Annotated in this window: 18 protein-coding genes; 1 reads left to right on the forward strand and 17 read right to left on the reverse strand. The window is 62.3% G+C overall.

Annotated elements, in window-relative coordinates:
* Nucleotides 1-8: 8 nt before the first annotated feature.
* The 15 genes from ACR0KJ_RS05730 to ACR0KJ_RS05800 all read right to left on the reverse strand — a co-directional run bounded on the left by ACR0KJ_RS05730 (nt 9) and on the right by ACR0KJ_RS05800 (nt 12,212).
* Nucleotides 9-3,956 carry a baseplate multidomain protein megatron gene (locus ACR0KJ_RS05730; protein ID WP_480626152.1) on the reverse strand — a complete coding sequence of 1,316 codons (3,948 nt, stop codon included), beginning with the start codon at nt 3,954-3,956 and terminating at the stop codon, nt 9-11.
* The gene (locus ACR0KJ_RS05735) at nt 3,956-4,402 is read right to left on the reverse strand and encodes a C40 family peptidase (RefSeq protein WP_170519349.1); all 447 of its coding nucleotides are present in this window, start codon (nt 4,400-4,402) and stop codon (nt 3,956-3,958) included. Before ACR0KJ_RS05735 ends, ACR0KJ_RS05730 begins: the two co-directional genes overlap by 1 nt.
* The gene (locus ACR0KJ_RS05740) at nt 4,399-5,286 is read right to left on the reverse strand and encodes a DUF2163 domain-containing protein (RefSeq protein WP_480626153.1); all 888 of its coding nucleotides are present in this window, start codon (nt 5,284-5,286) and stop codon (nt 4,399-4,401) included. Before ACR0KJ_RS05740 ends, ACR0KJ_RS05735 begins: the two co-directional genes overlap by 4 nt.
* Nucleotides 5,286-5,918: a DUF2460 domain-containing protein gene (locus ACR0KJ_RS05745; protein WP_170519355.1), complete on the reverse strand. Its 633-nt coding sequence runs from the start codon at nt 5,916-5,918 to the stop codon at nt 5,286-5,288. The genes ACR0KJ_RS05740 and ACR0KJ_RS05745 overlap by 1 nt, the downstream gene beginning before the upstream one ends.
* 15 nt (nt 5,919-5,933) lie before the next feature.
* A complete protein-coding gene (locus ACR0KJ_RS05750) occupies nt 5,934-6,596 on the reverse strand; it encodes a phage tail tape measure protein (protein WP_170449913.1) in 663 nt (220 codons plus the stop codon).
* Nucleotides 6,583-6,792, reverse strand: a complete 210-nt coding sequence (locus ACR0KJ_RS05755) for a rcc01693 family protein (RefSeq protein WP_480626154.1) — start codon at nt 6,790-6,792, stop codon at nt 6,583-6,585. The genes ACR0KJ_RS05750 and ACR0KJ_RS05755 overlap by 14 nt, the downstream gene beginning before the upstream one ends.
* Nucleotides 6,789-7,109 carry a gene transfer agent family protein gene (locus ACR0KJ_RS05760; RefSeq protein WP_170449909.1) on the reverse strand — a complete coding sequence of 107 codons (321 nt, stop codon included), beginning with the start codon at nt 7,107-7,109 and terminating at the stop codon, nt 6,789-6,791. Before ACR0KJ_RS05760 ends, ACR0KJ_RS05755 begins: the two co-directional genes overlap by 4 nt.
* Nucleotides 7,109-7,522 carry a phage major tail protein, TP901-1 family gene (locus ACR0KJ_RS05765; protein WP_170449906.1) on the reverse strand — a complete coding sequence of 138 codons (414 nt, stop codon included), beginning with the start codon at nt 7,520-7,522 and terminating at the stop codon, nt 7,109-7,111. The genes ACR0KJ_RS05760 and ACR0KJ_RS05765 overlap by 1 nt, the downstream gene beginning before the upstream one ends.
* 20 nt (nt 7,523-7,542) lie before the next feature.
* Nucleotides 7,543-7,956 carry a DUF3168 domain-containing protein gene (locus ACR0KJ_RS05770; RefSeq protein ID WP_170449904.1) on the reverse strand — a complete coding sequence of 138 codons (414 nt, stop codon included), beginning with the start codon at nt 7,954-7,956 and terminating at the stop codon, nt 7,543-7,545.
* Entirely contained in the window at nt 7,953-8,291 is a 339-nt protein-coding gene (locus ACR0KJ_RS05775; protein ID WP_170449902.1) for a phage head closure protein, read from the reverse strand. The genes ACR0KJ_RS05770 and ACR0KJ_RS05775 overlap by 4 nt, the downstream gene beginning before the upstream one ends.
* Nucleotides 8,288-8,887, reverse strand: coding sequence for a head-tail connector protein (locus tag ACR0KJ_RS05780; protein ID WP_170621986.1), 600 nt, complete (start codon nt 8,885-8,887; stop codon nt 8,288-8,290). Before ACR0KJ_RS05780 ends, ACR0KJ_RS05775 begins: the two co-directional genes overlap by 4 nt.
* Nucleotides 8,888-9,060: 173 nt before the next feature.
* Nucleotides 9,061-10,239, reverse strand: a complete 1,179-nt coding sequence (locus ACR0KJ_RS05785) for a phage major capsid protein (RefSeq protein ID WP_480626155.1) — start codon at nt 10,237-10,239, stop codon at nt 9,061-9,063.
* Nucleotides 10,240-10,268: 29 nt separating this feature from the next.
* Nucleotides 10,269-10,814: an HK97 family phage prohead protease gene (locus tag ACR0KJ_RS05790; RefSeq protein WP_480626156.1), complete on the reverse strand. Its 546-nt coding sequence runs from the start codon at nt 10,812-10,814 to the stop codon at nt 10,269-10,271.
* A gap of 26 nt (nt 10,815-10,840) precedes the next feature.
* Nucleotides 10,841-11,059 carry a GTA head formation protein, RCAP_rcc01685 family gene (locus ACR0KJ_RS05795; RefSeq protein WP_170449893.1) on the reverse strand — a complete coding sequence of 73 codons (219 nt, stop codon included), beginning with the start codon at nt 11,057-11,059 and terminating at the stop codon, nt 10,841-10,843.
* Complete coding sequence (locus ACR0KJ_RS05800) at nt 11,052-12,212, reverse strand: phage portal protein (RefSeq protein WP_480626157.1); 1,161 nt, start codon at nt 12,210-12,212, stop codon at nt 11,052-11,054. Before ACR0KJ_RS05800 ends, ACR0KJ_RS05795 begins: the two co-directional genes overlap by 8 nt.
* 264 nt (nt 12,213-12,476) lie before the next feature.
* On the opposite strand from ACR0KJ_RS05800, the gene ACR0KJ_RS05805 reads away from it, so the two are divergent.
* The gene (locus tag ACR0KJ_RS05805; protein WP_480626158.1) at nt 12,477-12,674 is read left to right on the forward strand and encodes a hypothetical protein; all 198 of its coding nucleotides are present in this window, start codon (nt 12,477-12,479) and stop codon (nt 12,672-12,674) included.
* Between the two features lie 26 nt (nt 12,675-12,700).
* Here ACR0KJ_RS05805 and ACR0KJ_RS05810 read toward each other — a convergent pair whose 3' ends face one another.
* Both ACR0KJ_RS05810 and ACR0KJ_RS05815 read right to left on the reverse strand, forming a co-directional pair.
* Nucleotides 12,701-13,099: a hypothetical protein gene (locus ACR0KJ_RS05810; protein WP_480626159.1), complete on the reverse strand. Its 399-nt coding sequence runs from the start codon at nt 13,097-13,099 to the stop codon at nt 12,701-12,703.
* 90 nt (nt 13,100-13,189) lie between these two features.
* The gene (locus ACR0KJ_RS05815; RefSeq protein ID WP_480626280.1) at nt 13,190-14,560 is read right to left on the reverse strand and encodes a DNA-packaging protein; all 1,371 of its coding nucleotides are present in this window, start codon (nt 14,558-14,560) and stop codon (nt 13,190-13,192) included.
* Nucleotides 14,561-14,933 lie beyond the last annotated feature (373 nt).

Below are 14,933 nucleotides of genomic sequence, written 5' to 3' on the forward strand. Positions count from 1 at the left end.
GCGGCGGTTTACCCAACGGTCGCGCGCGCCGTTGCGCCCGGCCCGAATATGGCCGAGACCTGCGCGACCTCAATCTCAAACGCTCCGGTCACGCCATCCGCGATCCGCATCGCCGTTGAGTAGGTCCAGCGGGGCTGTGTTGAAAGATCCTCGCGAATGACCGTGCCGCCCGAGTGGACCCGAACGAGATAAGACTCGGTCTCTTCGCCCAGCGGAACATCCAGACCAGACCAGTCATCACCGTCCAACCGGGTGCGCCGGACCCATGTCGCCTCATGACCGGCGGAGATCTGACGCACCGCCAAATGCGCGGGGGAATAGGGCCGCAACCCGTTACCGTCAAAGGCGTGAACCAGGTGCTCATAAGCCGGATCATCATAACCGCGCGTTGCCGGTCCGATGCGATAGTGCTTGTCCACGCGCCGCTCGGTCCGCAACAGGTTGATCTGCGAGACGCTGTCATTCAGCAGCACAAAGAGTGAGCCATCGGGCCAGGCATCCGGCATCAAGGCGTCGGTCCCCAACTGGCCCCGCAGCCGCCCGGACAAGGCATAAACACCGGGGCTTTCGAGATAGGCGCTTGAGAACTGGAAGATTTCCCAGTTGCCGGGCGTTCCATCCCCGATGGCCGCCAGATTGAGACCGTTCAGCAAAGACTCGCGCGGTTGAGATTCCAACTGACCGTCAATCAGCCGAACCCGCAGCAACGGGCCTTCATCCCAGACCCCGGCACTTGCGCGTCGCAGGGGCGTTTCAGTCAGACCAATCGTCGCCGGGGCGGTGATCACATCGCTGAGCGAATAGCCCTGATCATTGGTCGAGCTATAGACGGCGGCATTTCCCGGCCATGGGTCCGCTGCAACAGCCAGATACGGCGCGTGCGGCAACTCGGCCCCGGTGATCAGCGGCAGGTCCATGAAGACCGGCAAAACGGGCACCGGGGCCAAATAGGGCCGCACAGTCGGGGGTTCGTCTTCAATGTCCGACAGCTTGTAGACACCGTGTTCAATGCGAACCGCGTCGGCCAGTTGCAACCCGGCGCTTTCCAGCCGGTCGATCCGGTACCGCGCACCGGTGTCATCGTCAGACAACCGCACCACATCCCCCGCCCCAAGATGCATCATGGAGGGCGGCAGCGCAAAACGCGCAGAGTCGCGGGACACCCGCGCCTCGCTCAACCACCGCTCAGCAGTTTGCCGCCCCTCGCCACGTGTCATCGACAAGGGCATTTCGTTGACCGCGACAGAATGGGTTTTGTCGTCGGGCAAAATCGCCTCTTCCGCCACAATATCGTGGTCGGAATCGGATTGGACAAAACGCAGACGGACCCGACCGGTCATCTCGGCTTCGGCCTCGCGACGATATTCGACGGTGCCGTCAAGATCAGCGCTAATCGCCAGGCGATCCGGATCGACGTCAATGGCGCCAAAGCCGTCCCGCATTTGGAACCGCAACACGCCATCCCGCTCGATCGCGTCGAACCCATAGCGCAGCATCAACGGTTGCAGGGCCGAGCGCGCGTTGGTGACATCTTCGATCACATAGCCCCGCACCACACCGTATAGGCCGCTGACGTCAATATCGGTGACACCTGCGCCATGGCAGATCTCGGTCACGACCGAGGCCAGCGTGCGCGCGCCGGACCGCCCGTTCAGCCAATGGCCACGGGCATAATTCGCCCCATCGCTCCATTTCCCGCGGCGGTTCGGGAAGGCCGGGAACTGTCGCGCATCCCAGGCCCAGACATAGGCGTTCGACAGATCCACCATGGGCTTGCCGTAGACGGGTGATTTTGGATTCACCTGAGGATCGGCCCAATAGGTCAGCATCGCCGTCAGGTACTGAACCTGAATGAAATCGTCGCGCATCCCGTTCGAATAGGCCGGAAGCCGGGATTCCGAGGATTTGGGGTCCAAAAACTTGTTCGGCTGGTTCGTGCCCTTGTCAATGGCGGCGCAGCCCAATTCCGTGAACCAGATCGGTTTCGAGCCCGGCACCCAATCGGTCGGGTTTGCCTGCCTTACGCCATCGATCCGGTTGTGGTGCGTGTTCGACCACCAGTTGCGCAGATCCTTGTACCGCCAGATCCACGGCTCATCATGCTCGCCATCCTCGATCGGAGTGCGAATTTGCGCCACGTCCTCTTCGGGCGATGCATAGTACCAATCATACCCTTCGCCGCCTTCGATATTGCTGCGAAGGTAGTCCAGATCGTAGATCGACGGCGCGCCTGCGGCGGCATCCAGATGATCCTCGCCGTCGCGCCAGTCGGACAGGGGCATGTAATTGTCGATGCCGACAAAATCGATGTCATCATCTGCCCATAAGGGATCGAGGTGGAACAGCCGATCACTGGTGCCGGGTGGCTGATAGCCGAAATACTCGCTCCAATCCGCCGCATAGCCGATTTTCGTGTTTGGACCCAAAATCTTGCGCACCTCGGACGCCAGCGCGCGCAGCTGCGCCACCGCCGGGAACCCGTTGGCACCGCGGATCTGAGTCAGGCCTCGCATCTCGGACGCAATGCAGAAGGAATCGACCCCACCCGCGGCCTTGCACAACGCCGCATAGTGCAGAATGAAGCGGCGAAGGCCCCATTCCTGCGGACCGGTATAGGTGACAACGCCGTCGCCAACCACAAAATCGCTGGCGCGTGCCGTCCCGAAGAACTGCGCCACCTGCACATCCGCCGAGATGGTTTGATCCGGTGAACCGGTACGTCCCGGCGCGATATTCAAGGTGATGCGCCCGCGCCATGGCAGGTGCGGCTGGTTGGCGTTATCAGACCAGGGGTCAGGCAAACCGTTGCCCTTCAACTGCTCCATCAGAATGAACGGATAGAACATGACCCGCTTGCCGCGCTGTTTCAGGTGCCGGATCGCCTCGACCACAGAAGCATCCGCCGGGGTTCCGCCATAAACCGGGCGATTGTCGTCATGCGCTACGATCTGAGCGTAACTGCGCCGGACGCCCGAGACACGCCATGGCATCCCCTGTCCATCCGCATCCCGACGCTCGACCTTTGGCCGAATTTCGCAGGACGCGCAGCGCAGATCATCCCCGAACCACGAAACGATAAGCGAGGCGGCGTCGCATCCCGGCAGTTCCCGTCCCAACGCCCGCGTGGACGACACCAGATCGGTCCGACCTGATGCCGAGCTGACATTGGCCGGTGCGTTCTTGCCGTAGCCCAGCGCATAGTTCACTTGCTGACTGGCCAGCGCATATTCACCCGTGCCGGGCATCAGCGCGACGCCCTGCACCAGTTGGGGAAGCGAGGTTTCATAGTCTGGCATGTCGCTCTGTGAGGGACGCACAACTTCGAAAGAGAATTGCGGGACGCGGTTGCCGAACGCGGCAAGCTGAAAATCCTCGATCACCACATAAGCCGTACCGCGATAGGCCGGAACATTTCCCGCGCCCTCAATCGCCTCGATCAGCGGGTCCGGCAACTGATTTGCCGTACCGCGATAGATGCGCATGTTCAGGCTGTTGTGCTCCAGCTCTTCCCCATCGGCCCAGATACGCCCGACATCGGCAATCGTACCGACGCCAACGGCAATCGCCAGCGAGATCGAGTAGCTGTAGGTGACGGTCGTAACCTCGGGGGCTTTGGGCTTGCCTTTGCCACCCCCGCCGCCTTCGGTGGTTTCACTGCGGGTTTCCAGAAAGTCCGATGCCCAGATCACCTGCCCGCCGACCCGCATCCGGCCAAACACGGTCGAAACCGGGGCACCCTCGCCTGTCTCGGTCAGGCGAAACCGGTCCATGCGGCCGGTTTCCACCACTTCACTGCCGCCGCCCATGACGGATTGGCTCAGAAATCTCTGATCAATCACACGTCCCAGTGTGGCCCCGACGGCGCGGCCAATGATGGCAGTCGAAAGGCCCGCAACCGTACCACCGATTGAGCCGCCCAGCGCAGCCCCGGCTGCGGATAATAGAATAGTCGCCATCAGCGGTCCTCCAACGGGAATTCAAAACAAGCGACCACGCGGCGACGCCACGGATCGCTGAGTGCGTTTTCCACAACGCCATATCCGGAATAGGCATGAATGAATCGCGGGACCGCGCCGATGCCGGTCACAATCCCAAGATGCTTGGCAACGCCAGCGTCACGCATGCGGAACAACACCACATCCGCCGGGGCCAGATCCGCGATTGGCTTTTCGGTCAGATGACGCTGCGCCGCCACCCACATCCGTTCCTCGCCCTGAGGTTCGGACCAATCCATGCTGTAGATCGGCACCTCTTCGGGCTCCTGGCCAATTTGCGCCCGCCACACACCGCGCAAAAGCCCCAGGCAATCCGTACCCGCCCCCTTGGTCGAGGCCTGATGGACGTATGGCGTACCAAGCCAGTCGCGCGCCTCGTCCACGATATCCTGTCTGTTGGGCTTCACCGCCTGCTTCCCCCTTTGTTCGGATTGCTTTTCTTGGGCACGGCCATCATCCAGTATTCGCCCGGAAGATCAGGGAACCCTTGGAAATTCAGCAGGTTGTTGAACTTCAACCGGCAGGTGCGCATGCGTTTGTCACACCCGGCGGTCAGACGGACGCGGTCGCCCAAGGCAAGCCCGCCGCCGATACTGGACCACAAGGTGATCTCTCGCCCACCGGTAGTTTTCTGATCCGTCTTGATCGAGGACCAAAGCCCACTGGCAGATCCGGACAGCACGTCCAGGCGACCGCGTTTGAACCACCCGGACGCAAAGGCCGCTCCACCCGCCAGTCGGATCTGAGTGCCCCCGTCGAACCCGACGATATCCGCTTCGATCCAGAAACCTTCGGCATCCGTATTGAATCGGCAGGACCGGTCGCCAAGGACGGCGGTGCAGGGCTTTTGATACACCCGCCCCACGGGCCGGTTCAGCAAATCCGTCAGCCCACGCAATTCGGCATGAAAAGCACCACCAGCGCGCCGCAACTCACCAATTGAACCGCGAAACTGCAAAATCCGCTGGTCCGGATTGGCCCAATTGACCAGCCAGGCCCGTACCTGAGCGCCATCGAACCGACCGACTTCAATGTCCTCCTCGCGCACAGCTGCATCGGACAACGCACCCATCGCTTCGGTATTGTCGATTGACAGGCCGGTGGCCTGCTCGATGGCGGCGGCGGTCAGGCCGGTGCTGGCCTTGAAGGTCAGACCCTCGAAGGCCAGTTCCAAATCGTGATCGGTGAACCCGTATTCCTGCCCATCCGTGCGCGTTATCGCCCAGCAGCGGCAAACCGTGGTCAGCCCGCTTTGCAGATGGCCATGCAGCCCCTGAACATCTCCGGCCATCAGACACGCACCTCGACCACGGGAACATTCGGTACGTCACCGGCCTGAAAGCTGGCCACGCTGGTCTGGATCTTGTCAGTGTCGAACCGGACCGGCACGTCGAACTCGTACCCCGCCGTGATCTCGATCCCTTCGGGTGGCGGATCGGCAAAGGTCACCGAGCCGGTGTTCAGATCGACCTCGAAATCCACGCCCTCGCGCACGGCGTCCTGATCCAGCCCCAGTACAACTGTGCCCAGAACCGGTTTGGTGATCGGACGCACATAGCTGACGCCGCCGGATGTGTAGGTCTTGACCAGTTGAAACACGGTGCGCACCCCGTCGCCCAGCGCGATGACCTGATCATCCATCGCAACATCTGCCGAGGCCACGCCGGACTTGAAATCAGACCAGTCCTTCCAGCGGAAGCCGAACATCTGCCCCTGTCGCGCCTCGAAGAAGGAAATCAGCGTCTCGATATCGTCCAGTGAGCGCATACCCAGCCCCGCGTCATAGCGGCGGCGCGAATGCGCCCAGGGTGTGTTGCGCTCTTCGAACCCGTTGGCCAGCGTCACGATATCGGTGCGCCGTTCTGGCCCGCCGACCGAGCCAAAGCTCAGGCTGGCCGGAAATCTGACCTCGTGGAAATTCATGATCTGCTCCCGGTATTATCTGTTGCGATTGCCGCGCCCCAGGGCCCGGCTCATCTGTGCCGCGATCTGGCCCTGGCTGCGTCGGAACCCCTGAACGTCAGGTGTTGTGATGTTCATGACGACATTGACCGCGCGCCCACCGCCCGAGGTGCGCACGCCCAGCTTGCCATCCGGCCCGCGGGCCAAGGGCATGATCGCCTCGGGGCCCGCCTCACCCATCAGCCCCGTGCCGCCCCGCATCGGGAAGGTGGTCGGGCCGCTGATCACGCCGCCATTGGCAAAGGGCATCACGCGCCCCTGACTGAAGCTGCCGCCATCGGCAAAGGGCAGAACCCCTTGCACCACGCTGCCGACTGTGTTGGCCAGCAACCCGCCAAAGTGATCCGTCACCGGCTTGATCGCTGCCGCATAGGCCGTCTGGATCAGCGAGTTCTTCAACACGTCCAGCGCATCCGACAGGTTCATCCCGTCCAGCACAACGCCGTCAAAGGCCTTGCGCAACCCGCTGGACATGCCGCGTTCCAGCGTGGCGACATCCTTGCCGGTTTCTTCAAAAGCTGCGCTGATGCGCTTCATCTGCCCGTCAAACGCCGCTGCCATGCTGGCCGCATCACTCAGCGAGTCGCCCAGTGCCTCGCCCCGTTCCTGCAGGTCGTCAAACCCGTCACGATCCGTCATCACGCTCTCCTAGTTGCTTGTCCGGGTAGGTCGCCAACAGCGCGTCCAGTCCGGCGCGGTTCATCGCGGGAATCCCGGCGCCTTGCCCCAGCATCAGCCGCAGCTCGGCAGGGGTCAGACGCCAGAACTGTTCCGGCGTCAGGCGCAAGCCGACGAAACCGGCCCGCATCAGAACAGGCCAGTCGAACCCGCTCATGCGCCACCCGGCACCATGAAGGCCCGCGCCAGTAGTTCTGCCGCCGCTTTTGCGCCTGCCATGGGGCCGCCTGTGATCTCGGCATGCATCACATCGGCCCGCGCCACATCGGCCCCACCGCCGCGCAATCCGGCCACGATCAGCGCCAGCACATCACTGCTGGAATAGGCCCCACCTTCGAACCGCTGCACCAGATCGACCAGCGACCCGGCCTGCAGTTCCTGCTCCAACTCCGCCAAGGCACCCAAAGTCAGTTTGAGCACCCGCCGCTCCCCATCGATGGTCAATGCCACCTCGCCCGTCCACGGATTGGCCATCAGAGCGCCGTGAAGCTCAGCGCACCGGCGCTTGCCAGGCTCATCTCATAGGTCGCCTCGCCATTGTGCGAGCCTGCGTATTCGATGCCGGTCACCTGAAACGGGCCTTCGACAATGCCGAAATCGGGAATGATCACCTGAAAGCCCGGCGTCTCACCATCAAAGAACAACTGCCGCGCGCGCTCATCCGTGCCTTCGTCCCGAAACACGCCCGAGCCCGAGATCGAGGCCGACTTAACCCCCGCCCCCGACAGCAACTCACGCCAGCCGCCCTGGCTTTCCAGCGTTGTCACATCCACACTTTCCGCGTTGAAACTGATCCGCGTGGCGCGCAGGCCCGCGATGGTCTCGAACAGGCCCGTGCCGTTCATATCCACTTTGACCAACAGGTCTTTTCCGTTCTGGGCAGCCATGTGCTCTCTCCGTTGATTGCTTAGTCGTCTTCCACGCGGGCGCGGAATCTCAGGTCGATCTGGCGGATCGCGCCGCCTGTTCCGGTGCGCCGGGCGCGGGCACGTTCGAACCACAGCCCAACCAGACGCCCCCGATCCAGGGTCAGGTCCGCGCCTTCCAGCGCATCGCACACTGCCCCGGCCAGCATCTTGGCCGCGCTGAAACCAGCCGCCTCGGACACCACGGAAACCGTGAACCGATGCAATGCACCCGCGCCGGATTTGTCCGAGGCTTCCCGGACCTCCTCCGGGCCTAGCGTCACGTAGGTCTCGGGCACGGTTCCGATGGGCACCGCGTCATAGATCGCGCCACCGGATTGGGCGCTGACATCGGCGTCGTTCGAAAGCTGTTGAAACACCGCCGCCTGCAAAGCAGCTGAAACGCCGTAACTCATGCCGCCACCTCTTCATCTGCGAAACAGGTCAGATACCGGCCCTGTGGGTCCCGATCCGCGACCGCGCGGATCACAAAGCGGCGCGCGCCTTCCACGAAACGCTGATCCGGCGAAGGCCGCATCGAGGACCCCTCGGGCGCGCCGCGCACGACAATGCGATAGCCAACGCGCGACACCGGCACCCCGGCGATGGATCGCTCGGACCCGCTGCGCGCTGTTATCTCGGCCCATACTGTGCCTAGCGCCTCCCAGGTCTCGGCAAAGCCACCCGCACCGTCGGCCACGCGTATGGGGGCCTCAAGCACCAGCTTGCGGTTCAGATGCGGAGCGCTCATTGGGTCACCCCTGCGCCAAAGCGTACAATCCGGTAGCGCTGGATCAGGCTGGTGACGCCAAAGGGCATGCAGCCCGCGCCAAGCGCTGTTTCATCGCGATATTCGTAGTAATGGGCAGCAAGCAGCAGCACCGCCTGCCCCAGATCGGCGGGCAATCCGCCCCAATCCACCGACAGCCCGGCGGTGAAATCAATCTTCACACTGCCCCCGGTCGGGACCTTGGGCAAAGCAGTCGCCACAGGCCGCAGCCGGGGGCGCTGACTGTCGCGCTCCAGCCGATAAGCACCGTCATCGGCAACGCTGTCCACGCCAGCCGCGTCGGTAACCGTGACCACATCAATCGCCGAGACCGGGGCAGCCGGCAAAACCTCGCCAGACCGATCGCGCCAGCCGTTCAGGCTCCAGGAAAAAGCGCGTTCAATCAGAACCTTGCCCGTGCGCGCCTCAATCGCCGCAATCGCTGCCCGCAGAAAACCCTTCAGCACCTCGTCCTGCACATTGTCCTCGGCAAAGCCTGTGCCCAGCCGCAGATGCGCCTTGAACTGATCCACCGGCAGCGCCGCATCCGCGATGGCGGTTTCTTCGATCAACATCATCCATTCACTCCGCAATCTCGGCCCCCTCCGGGGGTCGTCACTTCAGGAAATTGGCGGGCACGCGCCGCCCCACGTTGCTCGGACGGAGGGGAGCAGCTAGACAACGCGGGGGATCTCACCCCGGCCCGCGCCCGCCGCCCGAGGGGCCAATGGCCCCCCGGATCCGTCACCGCTTAGGCAGTGCCGAATTTCAGCAGCTTGATCGCAGCAAAATCGCTCACGTCACCGCCGACGCGCTTGGTCGCGTAAAACAGGACATGCGGCTTGGCGCTGAACGGGTCGCGCAGCACGCGCAGATCGGGGCGTTCGGCGATGGTGTAGCCCGCCTGGAAATCGCCAAAGGCAATGGCAAAGCTGTCGGACGCCGCATCCGGCATATCCTCGGCAATCAGCACCGGATAGCCCATCAGACGCGCAGGCTCACCAGAGGCCAGACCGTCCGACCACAGGAAGCGGCCATCGCTGTCCTTCAGCTTGCGGATCTGACCGGCGGTTTTCGAGTTCATGACGAAGGTGCCATTGACCCGGTACTGCGCGCCCAGCGCGTAGACCACATCGACAATCGCATCCGCATCAACGCCGCCATCGATGCCGGTGGCCACATAGCCCAGGCTTCCCCACGACCAGGTGTCATTCGCCACCGCACGGTGGATCATCAGGCCCTTGGGCTTGTCGATCCCATCCCCGTTGATAAAGGCTGCGGCCTCGGCACGGGCGAACTTGTCCGCGATGCGACCGGCCAACCAGCCTTCGACGTCAAACGCGCTGTCATCCAGCAGACGTTGCGAGGCCTTGGGCAGCGCACTCAGCTCGTGCAGCGGGATCGAGATACGGTCAATCACCGGCGTCGAGGTCTCTGCCGTAGTCGACGCCTCATCCACCCAGCCCGCGCCCACATCGGTATGGTCGATCAGCACGTCGAACGAGTTCGCCTCGACATTCACCACCGACGCAATCGAACGGATCGAAGCGGTCGAGTTCAGCACCGACTTGACCGTCTCAGCGGTTTGCGGATCGACCAGATAGCCGCCATCGCTGTTGACCGCGGTGGACAGCGATTTCGCTTCCATCTCGAGCCCGCGCAGCCCGTCATCCTCGCCGGACCGCACATAAGCGTCGAACGCCTTCTGATGCGGTGCGCCGTCTTCGATCGAGGCCGCAAGATGCGGACGCGCCGCGATGGTTGATTTACGATCCAGCATGGTCAGTCGCTCTTCTGTCTGTTGCAGTTTGGTTTTAACTTCGGCCTTGAGGCCCTTGAATTCATTCACGAAGCCAGCCATCGCCTGCTTCACCTCCTGAACCAGGGACGCACCCTCTCCGGTCAAGGCCGGGGTCTCGGTCTTGCTCATCAGCACTTCCTTATTGGGGGGTTGCGGCGCTAGATCCGCGCCAGCTCCTGCCGGGCATCTCGGAACACCTCGGCAATACTGCGCCAGGTGAACGCGGTTTCGGGGTCTGCCCCTTTCGCCGCCACCCGCGCACTGGGCAGCATCGGGAAGGTCACCAAAGACACCTCCCACAGCTCCAGTTCGGTCAGGACCCGCTGGCCCTTGTCATTCTTCACGGCCCGCTTGGTGCGATAGCCAATCGACAGTCCGTCCATGGCACCGGCGCGGATCAGTTCCGCTGCCTCGCGGCCCTTCTGCGTCGCCTCCAGCAGACGTCCCTTGACCCAAAGGCCCCGGTCATCCTCGCGCACCTCGTCCCAGACGCCGATGGGCTGGGCCGGGTCGTGCTGCCACAGCATCTTGACCCGCTGACCCGCCTCGGCCAGCCCGGCCAGCGAGCTTCGATACGCCCCGCGCTGCACCACATCGCTGCCCTGATCGACCTGCCCGAACAGGCTGGCATAGCCTTCAATCACCGCATCATCCGAGACGGACAGACCGTCCCCAAACCGCGCGAATTTATGTTCCAAATCCATGAACTTCTCCATGTAACTCACTGACTTTATGGCGCCGCCACAAGGAATGACTGAAACGCCTGCGCCAGGATCACCGCCGCCACGCCATAGACCGTCAGCCACAACCGCCGCTCCAGCCGTTCCATCATCTCTTCGATCTGATCCAGTCGCCGACAGAGGTGAGCGTGCTGGATCTCGGCCACCCGCTCATGCGCGGCCAGACGCAGGCCCGGCGCGCACTCGAACGGGGGATACCCCTCAGCCATCGGCACGCTCCGGCAGCCCCAGCAAAGCGCGCTTCTCGGCATCGCTCAGGAAATCGGCCCCGTTGACCCGCGCCCATTGCGCATCGCGTTCCGCCGACAATGCGGGCACCTGATCCAGATCGGGCTTCAACACCAACTCCTCGCCGGTAAAGCCCGCCAGCCAGTCCGACACCGCCGCCGCCACCCGCGTCACCAGGGGCAGCACGGTCAGGCGATAGAACGCCCGGTTGGCCTCCTGATAGTTCGAATAGGTCGCGTCGCCTTGGATCCCCAGCAGCATCGGCGGGACCCCAAAGGCCAGCGCGATCTCGCGGGCGGCGGCTTCCTTGGTCTTTTGAAACTCCATGTCCGAAGGGGAAAAGCCCATCGGCTTCCAATCCAGCCCCCCTTCCAGAACCATCGGCCGCCCGGCATTGCGCGCCCCGCGATAGTTCTGCTCAATCTCATCGGACAGGCGGCGGAACTGATCCTCGGCCATCACCCCATGGCCGTCGCCCTTCCACACCAGCGCCCCCGAAGGACGCGCCGCGTTGTCCAGCAGCGACTTCGACCACCGAGACGCACTGTTATGCACATCAATCGCCATCGCGGCCGCCTGCATGGGCGAGAACCCGTAATGATCATCCTGAGGATGGAACGACTTGATATGGCAGATCGCGTCGGCAGCAAACCGATGCTTCTTGCCGCCGACGGCGTAGTCGTACGCTTTGGGCCATCCATCCGCCCCGGGCACCACGCTCATCCGATCCGAGCGCAAAACATGCAGCTCAACCGGCAACCCTTCCTCGGCCTGCACCGCCTCGACATAGGCATTGCCCGACAACAACAACTGCCCGAACAAGGCCTCCATCAACTCCGCCCGCCCCTGCGCCGCATTCGGTCGGCGCATCAGCGACAGGATCGGATGCACATCAAACCTCTGCGCCTGATCCTGCAACACCAAGGGCAAGGCCGCCGCCGCTTCGGCAATCAGCTTGACCGAGCGAAACCCCACCGGGTTCCCCGAAAACCCCGTCCGCGTCAGCGACACCGCGTCCCGAGGGCTCCACGCCACGCGCCCACCCGTCTGCCACGCCACCACAGGCCCCGCCGCGCTCGCCTTCGCCTCGGGTGCCTCGCCAGCCGATCCACGACGCAAGAAATCGAATACCATCTGTGCTCCTTTCTGCCGCCGCTCTGCCCGGCTTGTTGAAAGGAGTTATGACGGAAAGAAGTTTAGGGCTTGGGAATGGGGCGTACGGGAGTTGGGCAACGGGTAGGTCAAAGAAGGCGCGAGTTTGTAGTTTAATTGCAAAGTCGAATGACATAACCATTTGAATAAACGGGAGGCCAGAGTGCTTTACCCGCCATTCAAATGCGGTTCCGAACCGTACAGCAAAAGCCTGTATTCCTAGCATTCGAACTTGAGAAACTAGTAATGAGCAAACAAGACGAAAAGATAATCGAGATCTACGAAGTTCTGTGTGACCTACGCTATGCGTTGCATAAAGAAATGAGCACGGTCGACGACTACAAAAAAAGTTTCGACGGATATTACCAGCGGGTGGCACAAGCGGCACACGATGCCGAAGACCTGCTGCCTACCGGGTACAAAGAACAACTCATGAAGATGTAGACTAGTTCGAAAAGGCGTAGCAGCAGCTACTCAGGCAACGGAAACAGTCTTTTGACAAGGCGGTCCGCCTCAAGTTTATTAATCAACGCCGCGAACTCGCGCCACTTCGCAAATTCTTGACCCTTATTATGAAATTGGATCGCGGTGGTTCTAAAATTCATATACGCCGCATAGAACCGTCTGTTTTCCTGCGTCACTTCCTGCTCGCTGTCCAATATCTGCTTCGTTGCGCTATACATAGACAAAGCTCGTTCTATGTCGCCTTCGAACAATTTGATATCAGCCAGAAACAGATTGTAGCCTACCGAACGCGGGTGTTTCTCCAGAAGTCGGCAAACAATTCGCTCTGCTCTGGAATACTCACATTTTGCGACCAGTCGTTGCGCTCTGAGCAACTCATAGTTTCGAACAAGCCGTGCAAGCATTTACAATCTCCAAGCATTCAATGAACGAACTCTGGTTATGGACGCATTGTTTTTCAAGCATTTTTCTTAGAGTCAAAATCCAAGGCGAGATCACAAACTCCGCACCCTAGGCCGCCGATACGCCCCCGCAGGCCCCACAACTAACTCATGCAGCGCCCAGACCAGCGCGTCGACCCGGTCGGGCGAGCCCTGCCCCTCGAACCCGCGCGCGGTCATCTGGCACATCTGCTCCTCCAGCGCGTCCAGACCGGCCACATGAAACACCCGGCCCTGCTCGTACAACGCCGCCACAGGCTCGGCCCTCGCAACCTTGCCGCGTGAGGCCCGCACCGCGCGGAACGGGACCAGAGGGTCCACCTGCCGAACGACCTCTTCCACCAGTTGGCCACCCTGATTGACCTCGGCCACCAGCCGTTCGGCCCCGAACTCATCCATCGTGTCAATCGCCGCCTGCGCCCAACCAGCAGGCCCAATGCCCTGCACCGTCCGGTCAGCCAGCACATAAGCACGCCACTCCTCGGGCGGCCCCTGCACTTGCGCCCCCACAACCACGATCCCGCAAGCATCCGAACCTGAACCGGATGTCACCGCCGGGTCCAGCGCGACCACAACCCGATCCAAATCGGGCACCTGCGCACAGCGCGCGGCCTCCAGCATTGAACCCGTCCACAGCGCCCCCTCGGCATCCGACAGCAACACACCGTCCAACTCCTGCCGACCGAGCCGCGTGCCCGCATACCGTGCGCGCACCTCTTCCAAAAACGAGTCCGCCAGATTGGCCCGGTTCGCCTCGGTCGGCGCATGGGTCTGCACGGTGGAGGGAGAGGCCAGCAACGCCTTCAAAACCTTCACATTGCGCGGTGTCGTGGTCACGCAGACCCGAGGCCGCTCCCCCAACCGCAACGCAAATTGCAGCATATCCCAGGTCTCGCCCGCCTTCTTCCACTTGGCCAGCTCATCCACCCAAGCCGCGTCAAACTGAGGGCCACGCAACCCCTCGGGATCATGCGCCGAGAACGCCTGCGCCTCGGCCCCGTTGGGCCAGATCAGTTTCCGTTCCGACGCCTTCCATGTGGGCCGACGATCCGGCGGCGAGCACTGTAATATCCCGCTATCGCCAAAGATCATCACATCGCGTACCTGATCAAAGGTCTCACCGACCAACGCCACCCGGCTGGCTTCTCCGCGATGCAGCGGCAAAGACCCCTCGACCATCGACCGCACCCACTCGGACCCGGCGCGCGTCTTGCCCGCGCCGCGCCCGCCCATGATCACCCATGACCGCCAATCGCCCTCGGGCGGCAATTGATGCGGCAGCGCCCAGAACTCGAACAGGAAAGGGAGGGCGCACAGCCCCCCCTCCCCGATCTCACTCAGAAATCTCTCTCGCACCGCAGCATCGGCGGAGGCGAGCCAACCTGCACCCGATTTCAAATCGAGCGCGCTCAAGGTCGAGCGCATATCCCCCTTGGGCAATTCCGGCTTGTCTGTGATGTTGTTCGACAAAGCTTGTCTCCACTTTCTGACAACTTCGGATCAGCCCCTCTAACTGCCCGAGTTGCCTGGCTGAACCAGCAAGATCTGCATCCTCCCCGGCACCGATCTGTTTGCGCAGGTCTTCCGCCGCTTGCCGCAGATCGCGAATGGACCTCTCAAGCGACTGCAACAAGTCAGCCGTCTGGGAAATCCGCTCTTCCGGGGTAATCAAAGTCATGTTTGCCTGTGACCTCATGCGTGAGTTTTTTCCGCACGAGAGAAACGAAAAACGGCCACCGGGTTGCCCCGAGGCCGTTGCCCACCTCTTCTAGCATGGCACAATCGATATAGAAAAAAG

Source organism: Ruegeria sp. AD6 (assembly GCF_056542325.1).

Coding starts and splice junctions, on each gene's coding strand:
- ACR0KJ_RS05730 (WP_480626152.1), bottom strand. CDS start 3,956: ATGGCGACTATTCTATTATCCGCAGCCGGGGCTGCGCTGGGCGGCTCA.
- ACR0KJ_RS05740 (WP_480626153.1), bottom strand. CDS start 5,286: ATGGCCGGAGATGTTCAGGGGCTGCATGGCCATCTGCAAAGCGGGCTG.
- ACR0KJ_RS05745 (WP_170519355.1), bottom strand. CDS start 5,918: ATGAATTTCCACGAGGTCAGATTTCCGGCCAGCCTGAGCTTTGGCTCG.
- ACR0KJ_RS05750 (WP_170449913.1), bottom strand. CDS start 6,596: ATGACGGATCGTGACGGGTTTGACGACCTGCAGGAACGGGGCGAGGCA.
- ACR0KJ_RS05755 (WP_480626154.1), bottom strand. CDS start 6,792: ATGAGCGGGTTCGACTGGCCTGTTCTGATGCGGGCCGGTTTCGTCGGC.
- ACR0KJ_RS05760 (WP_170449909.1), bottom strand. CDS start 7,109: ATGGCCAATCCGTGGACGGGCGAGGTGGCATTGACCATCGATGGGGAG.
- ACR0KJ_RS05765 (WP_170449906.1), bottom strand. CDS start 7,522: ATGGCTGCCCAGAACGGAAAAGACCTGTTGGTCAAAGTGGATATGAAC.
- ACR0KJ_RS05770 (WP_170449904.1), bottom strand. CDS start 7,956: ATGAGTTACGGCGTTTCAGCTGCTTTGCAGGCGGCGGTGTTTCAACAG.
- ACR0KJ_RS05775 (WP_170449902.1), bottom strand. CDS start 8,291: ATGAGCGCTCCGCATCTGAACCGCAAGCTGGTGCTTGAGGCCCCCATA.
- ACR0KJ_RS05780 (WP_170621986.1), bottom strand. CDS start 8,887: ATGATGTTGATCGAAGAAACCGCCATCGCGGATGCGGCGCTGCCGGTG.
- ACR0KJ_RS05785 (WP_480626155.1), bottom strand. CDS start 10,239: ATGAGCAAGACCGAGACCCCGGCCTTGACCGGAGAGGGTGCGTCCCTG.
- ACR0KJ_RS05790 (WP_480626156.1), bottom strand. CDS start 10,814: ATGGATTTGGAACATAAATTCGCGCGGTTTGGGGACGGTCTGTCCGTC.
- ACR0KJ_RS05795 (WP_170449893.1), bottom strand. CDS start 11,059: ATGGCTGAGGGGTATCCCCCGTTCGAGTGCGCGCCGGGCCTGCGTCTG.
- ACR0KJ_RS05800 (WP_480626157.1), bottom strand. CDS start 12,212: ATGGTATTCGATTTCTTGCGTCGTGGATCGGCTGGCGAGGCACCCGAG.
- ACR0KJ_RS05805 (WP_480626158.1), top strand. CDS start 12,477: ATGAGCAAACAAGACGAAAAGATAATCGAGATCTACGAAGTTCTGTGT.
- ACR0KJ_RS05810 (WP_480626159.1), bottom strand. CDS start 13,099: ATGCTTGCACGGCTTGTTCGAAACTATGAGTTGCTCAGAGCGCAACGA.
- ACR0KJ_RS05815 (WP_480626280.1), bottom strand. CDS start 14,560: ATGCGCTCGACCTTGAGCGCGCTCGATTTGAAATCGGGTGCAGGTTGG.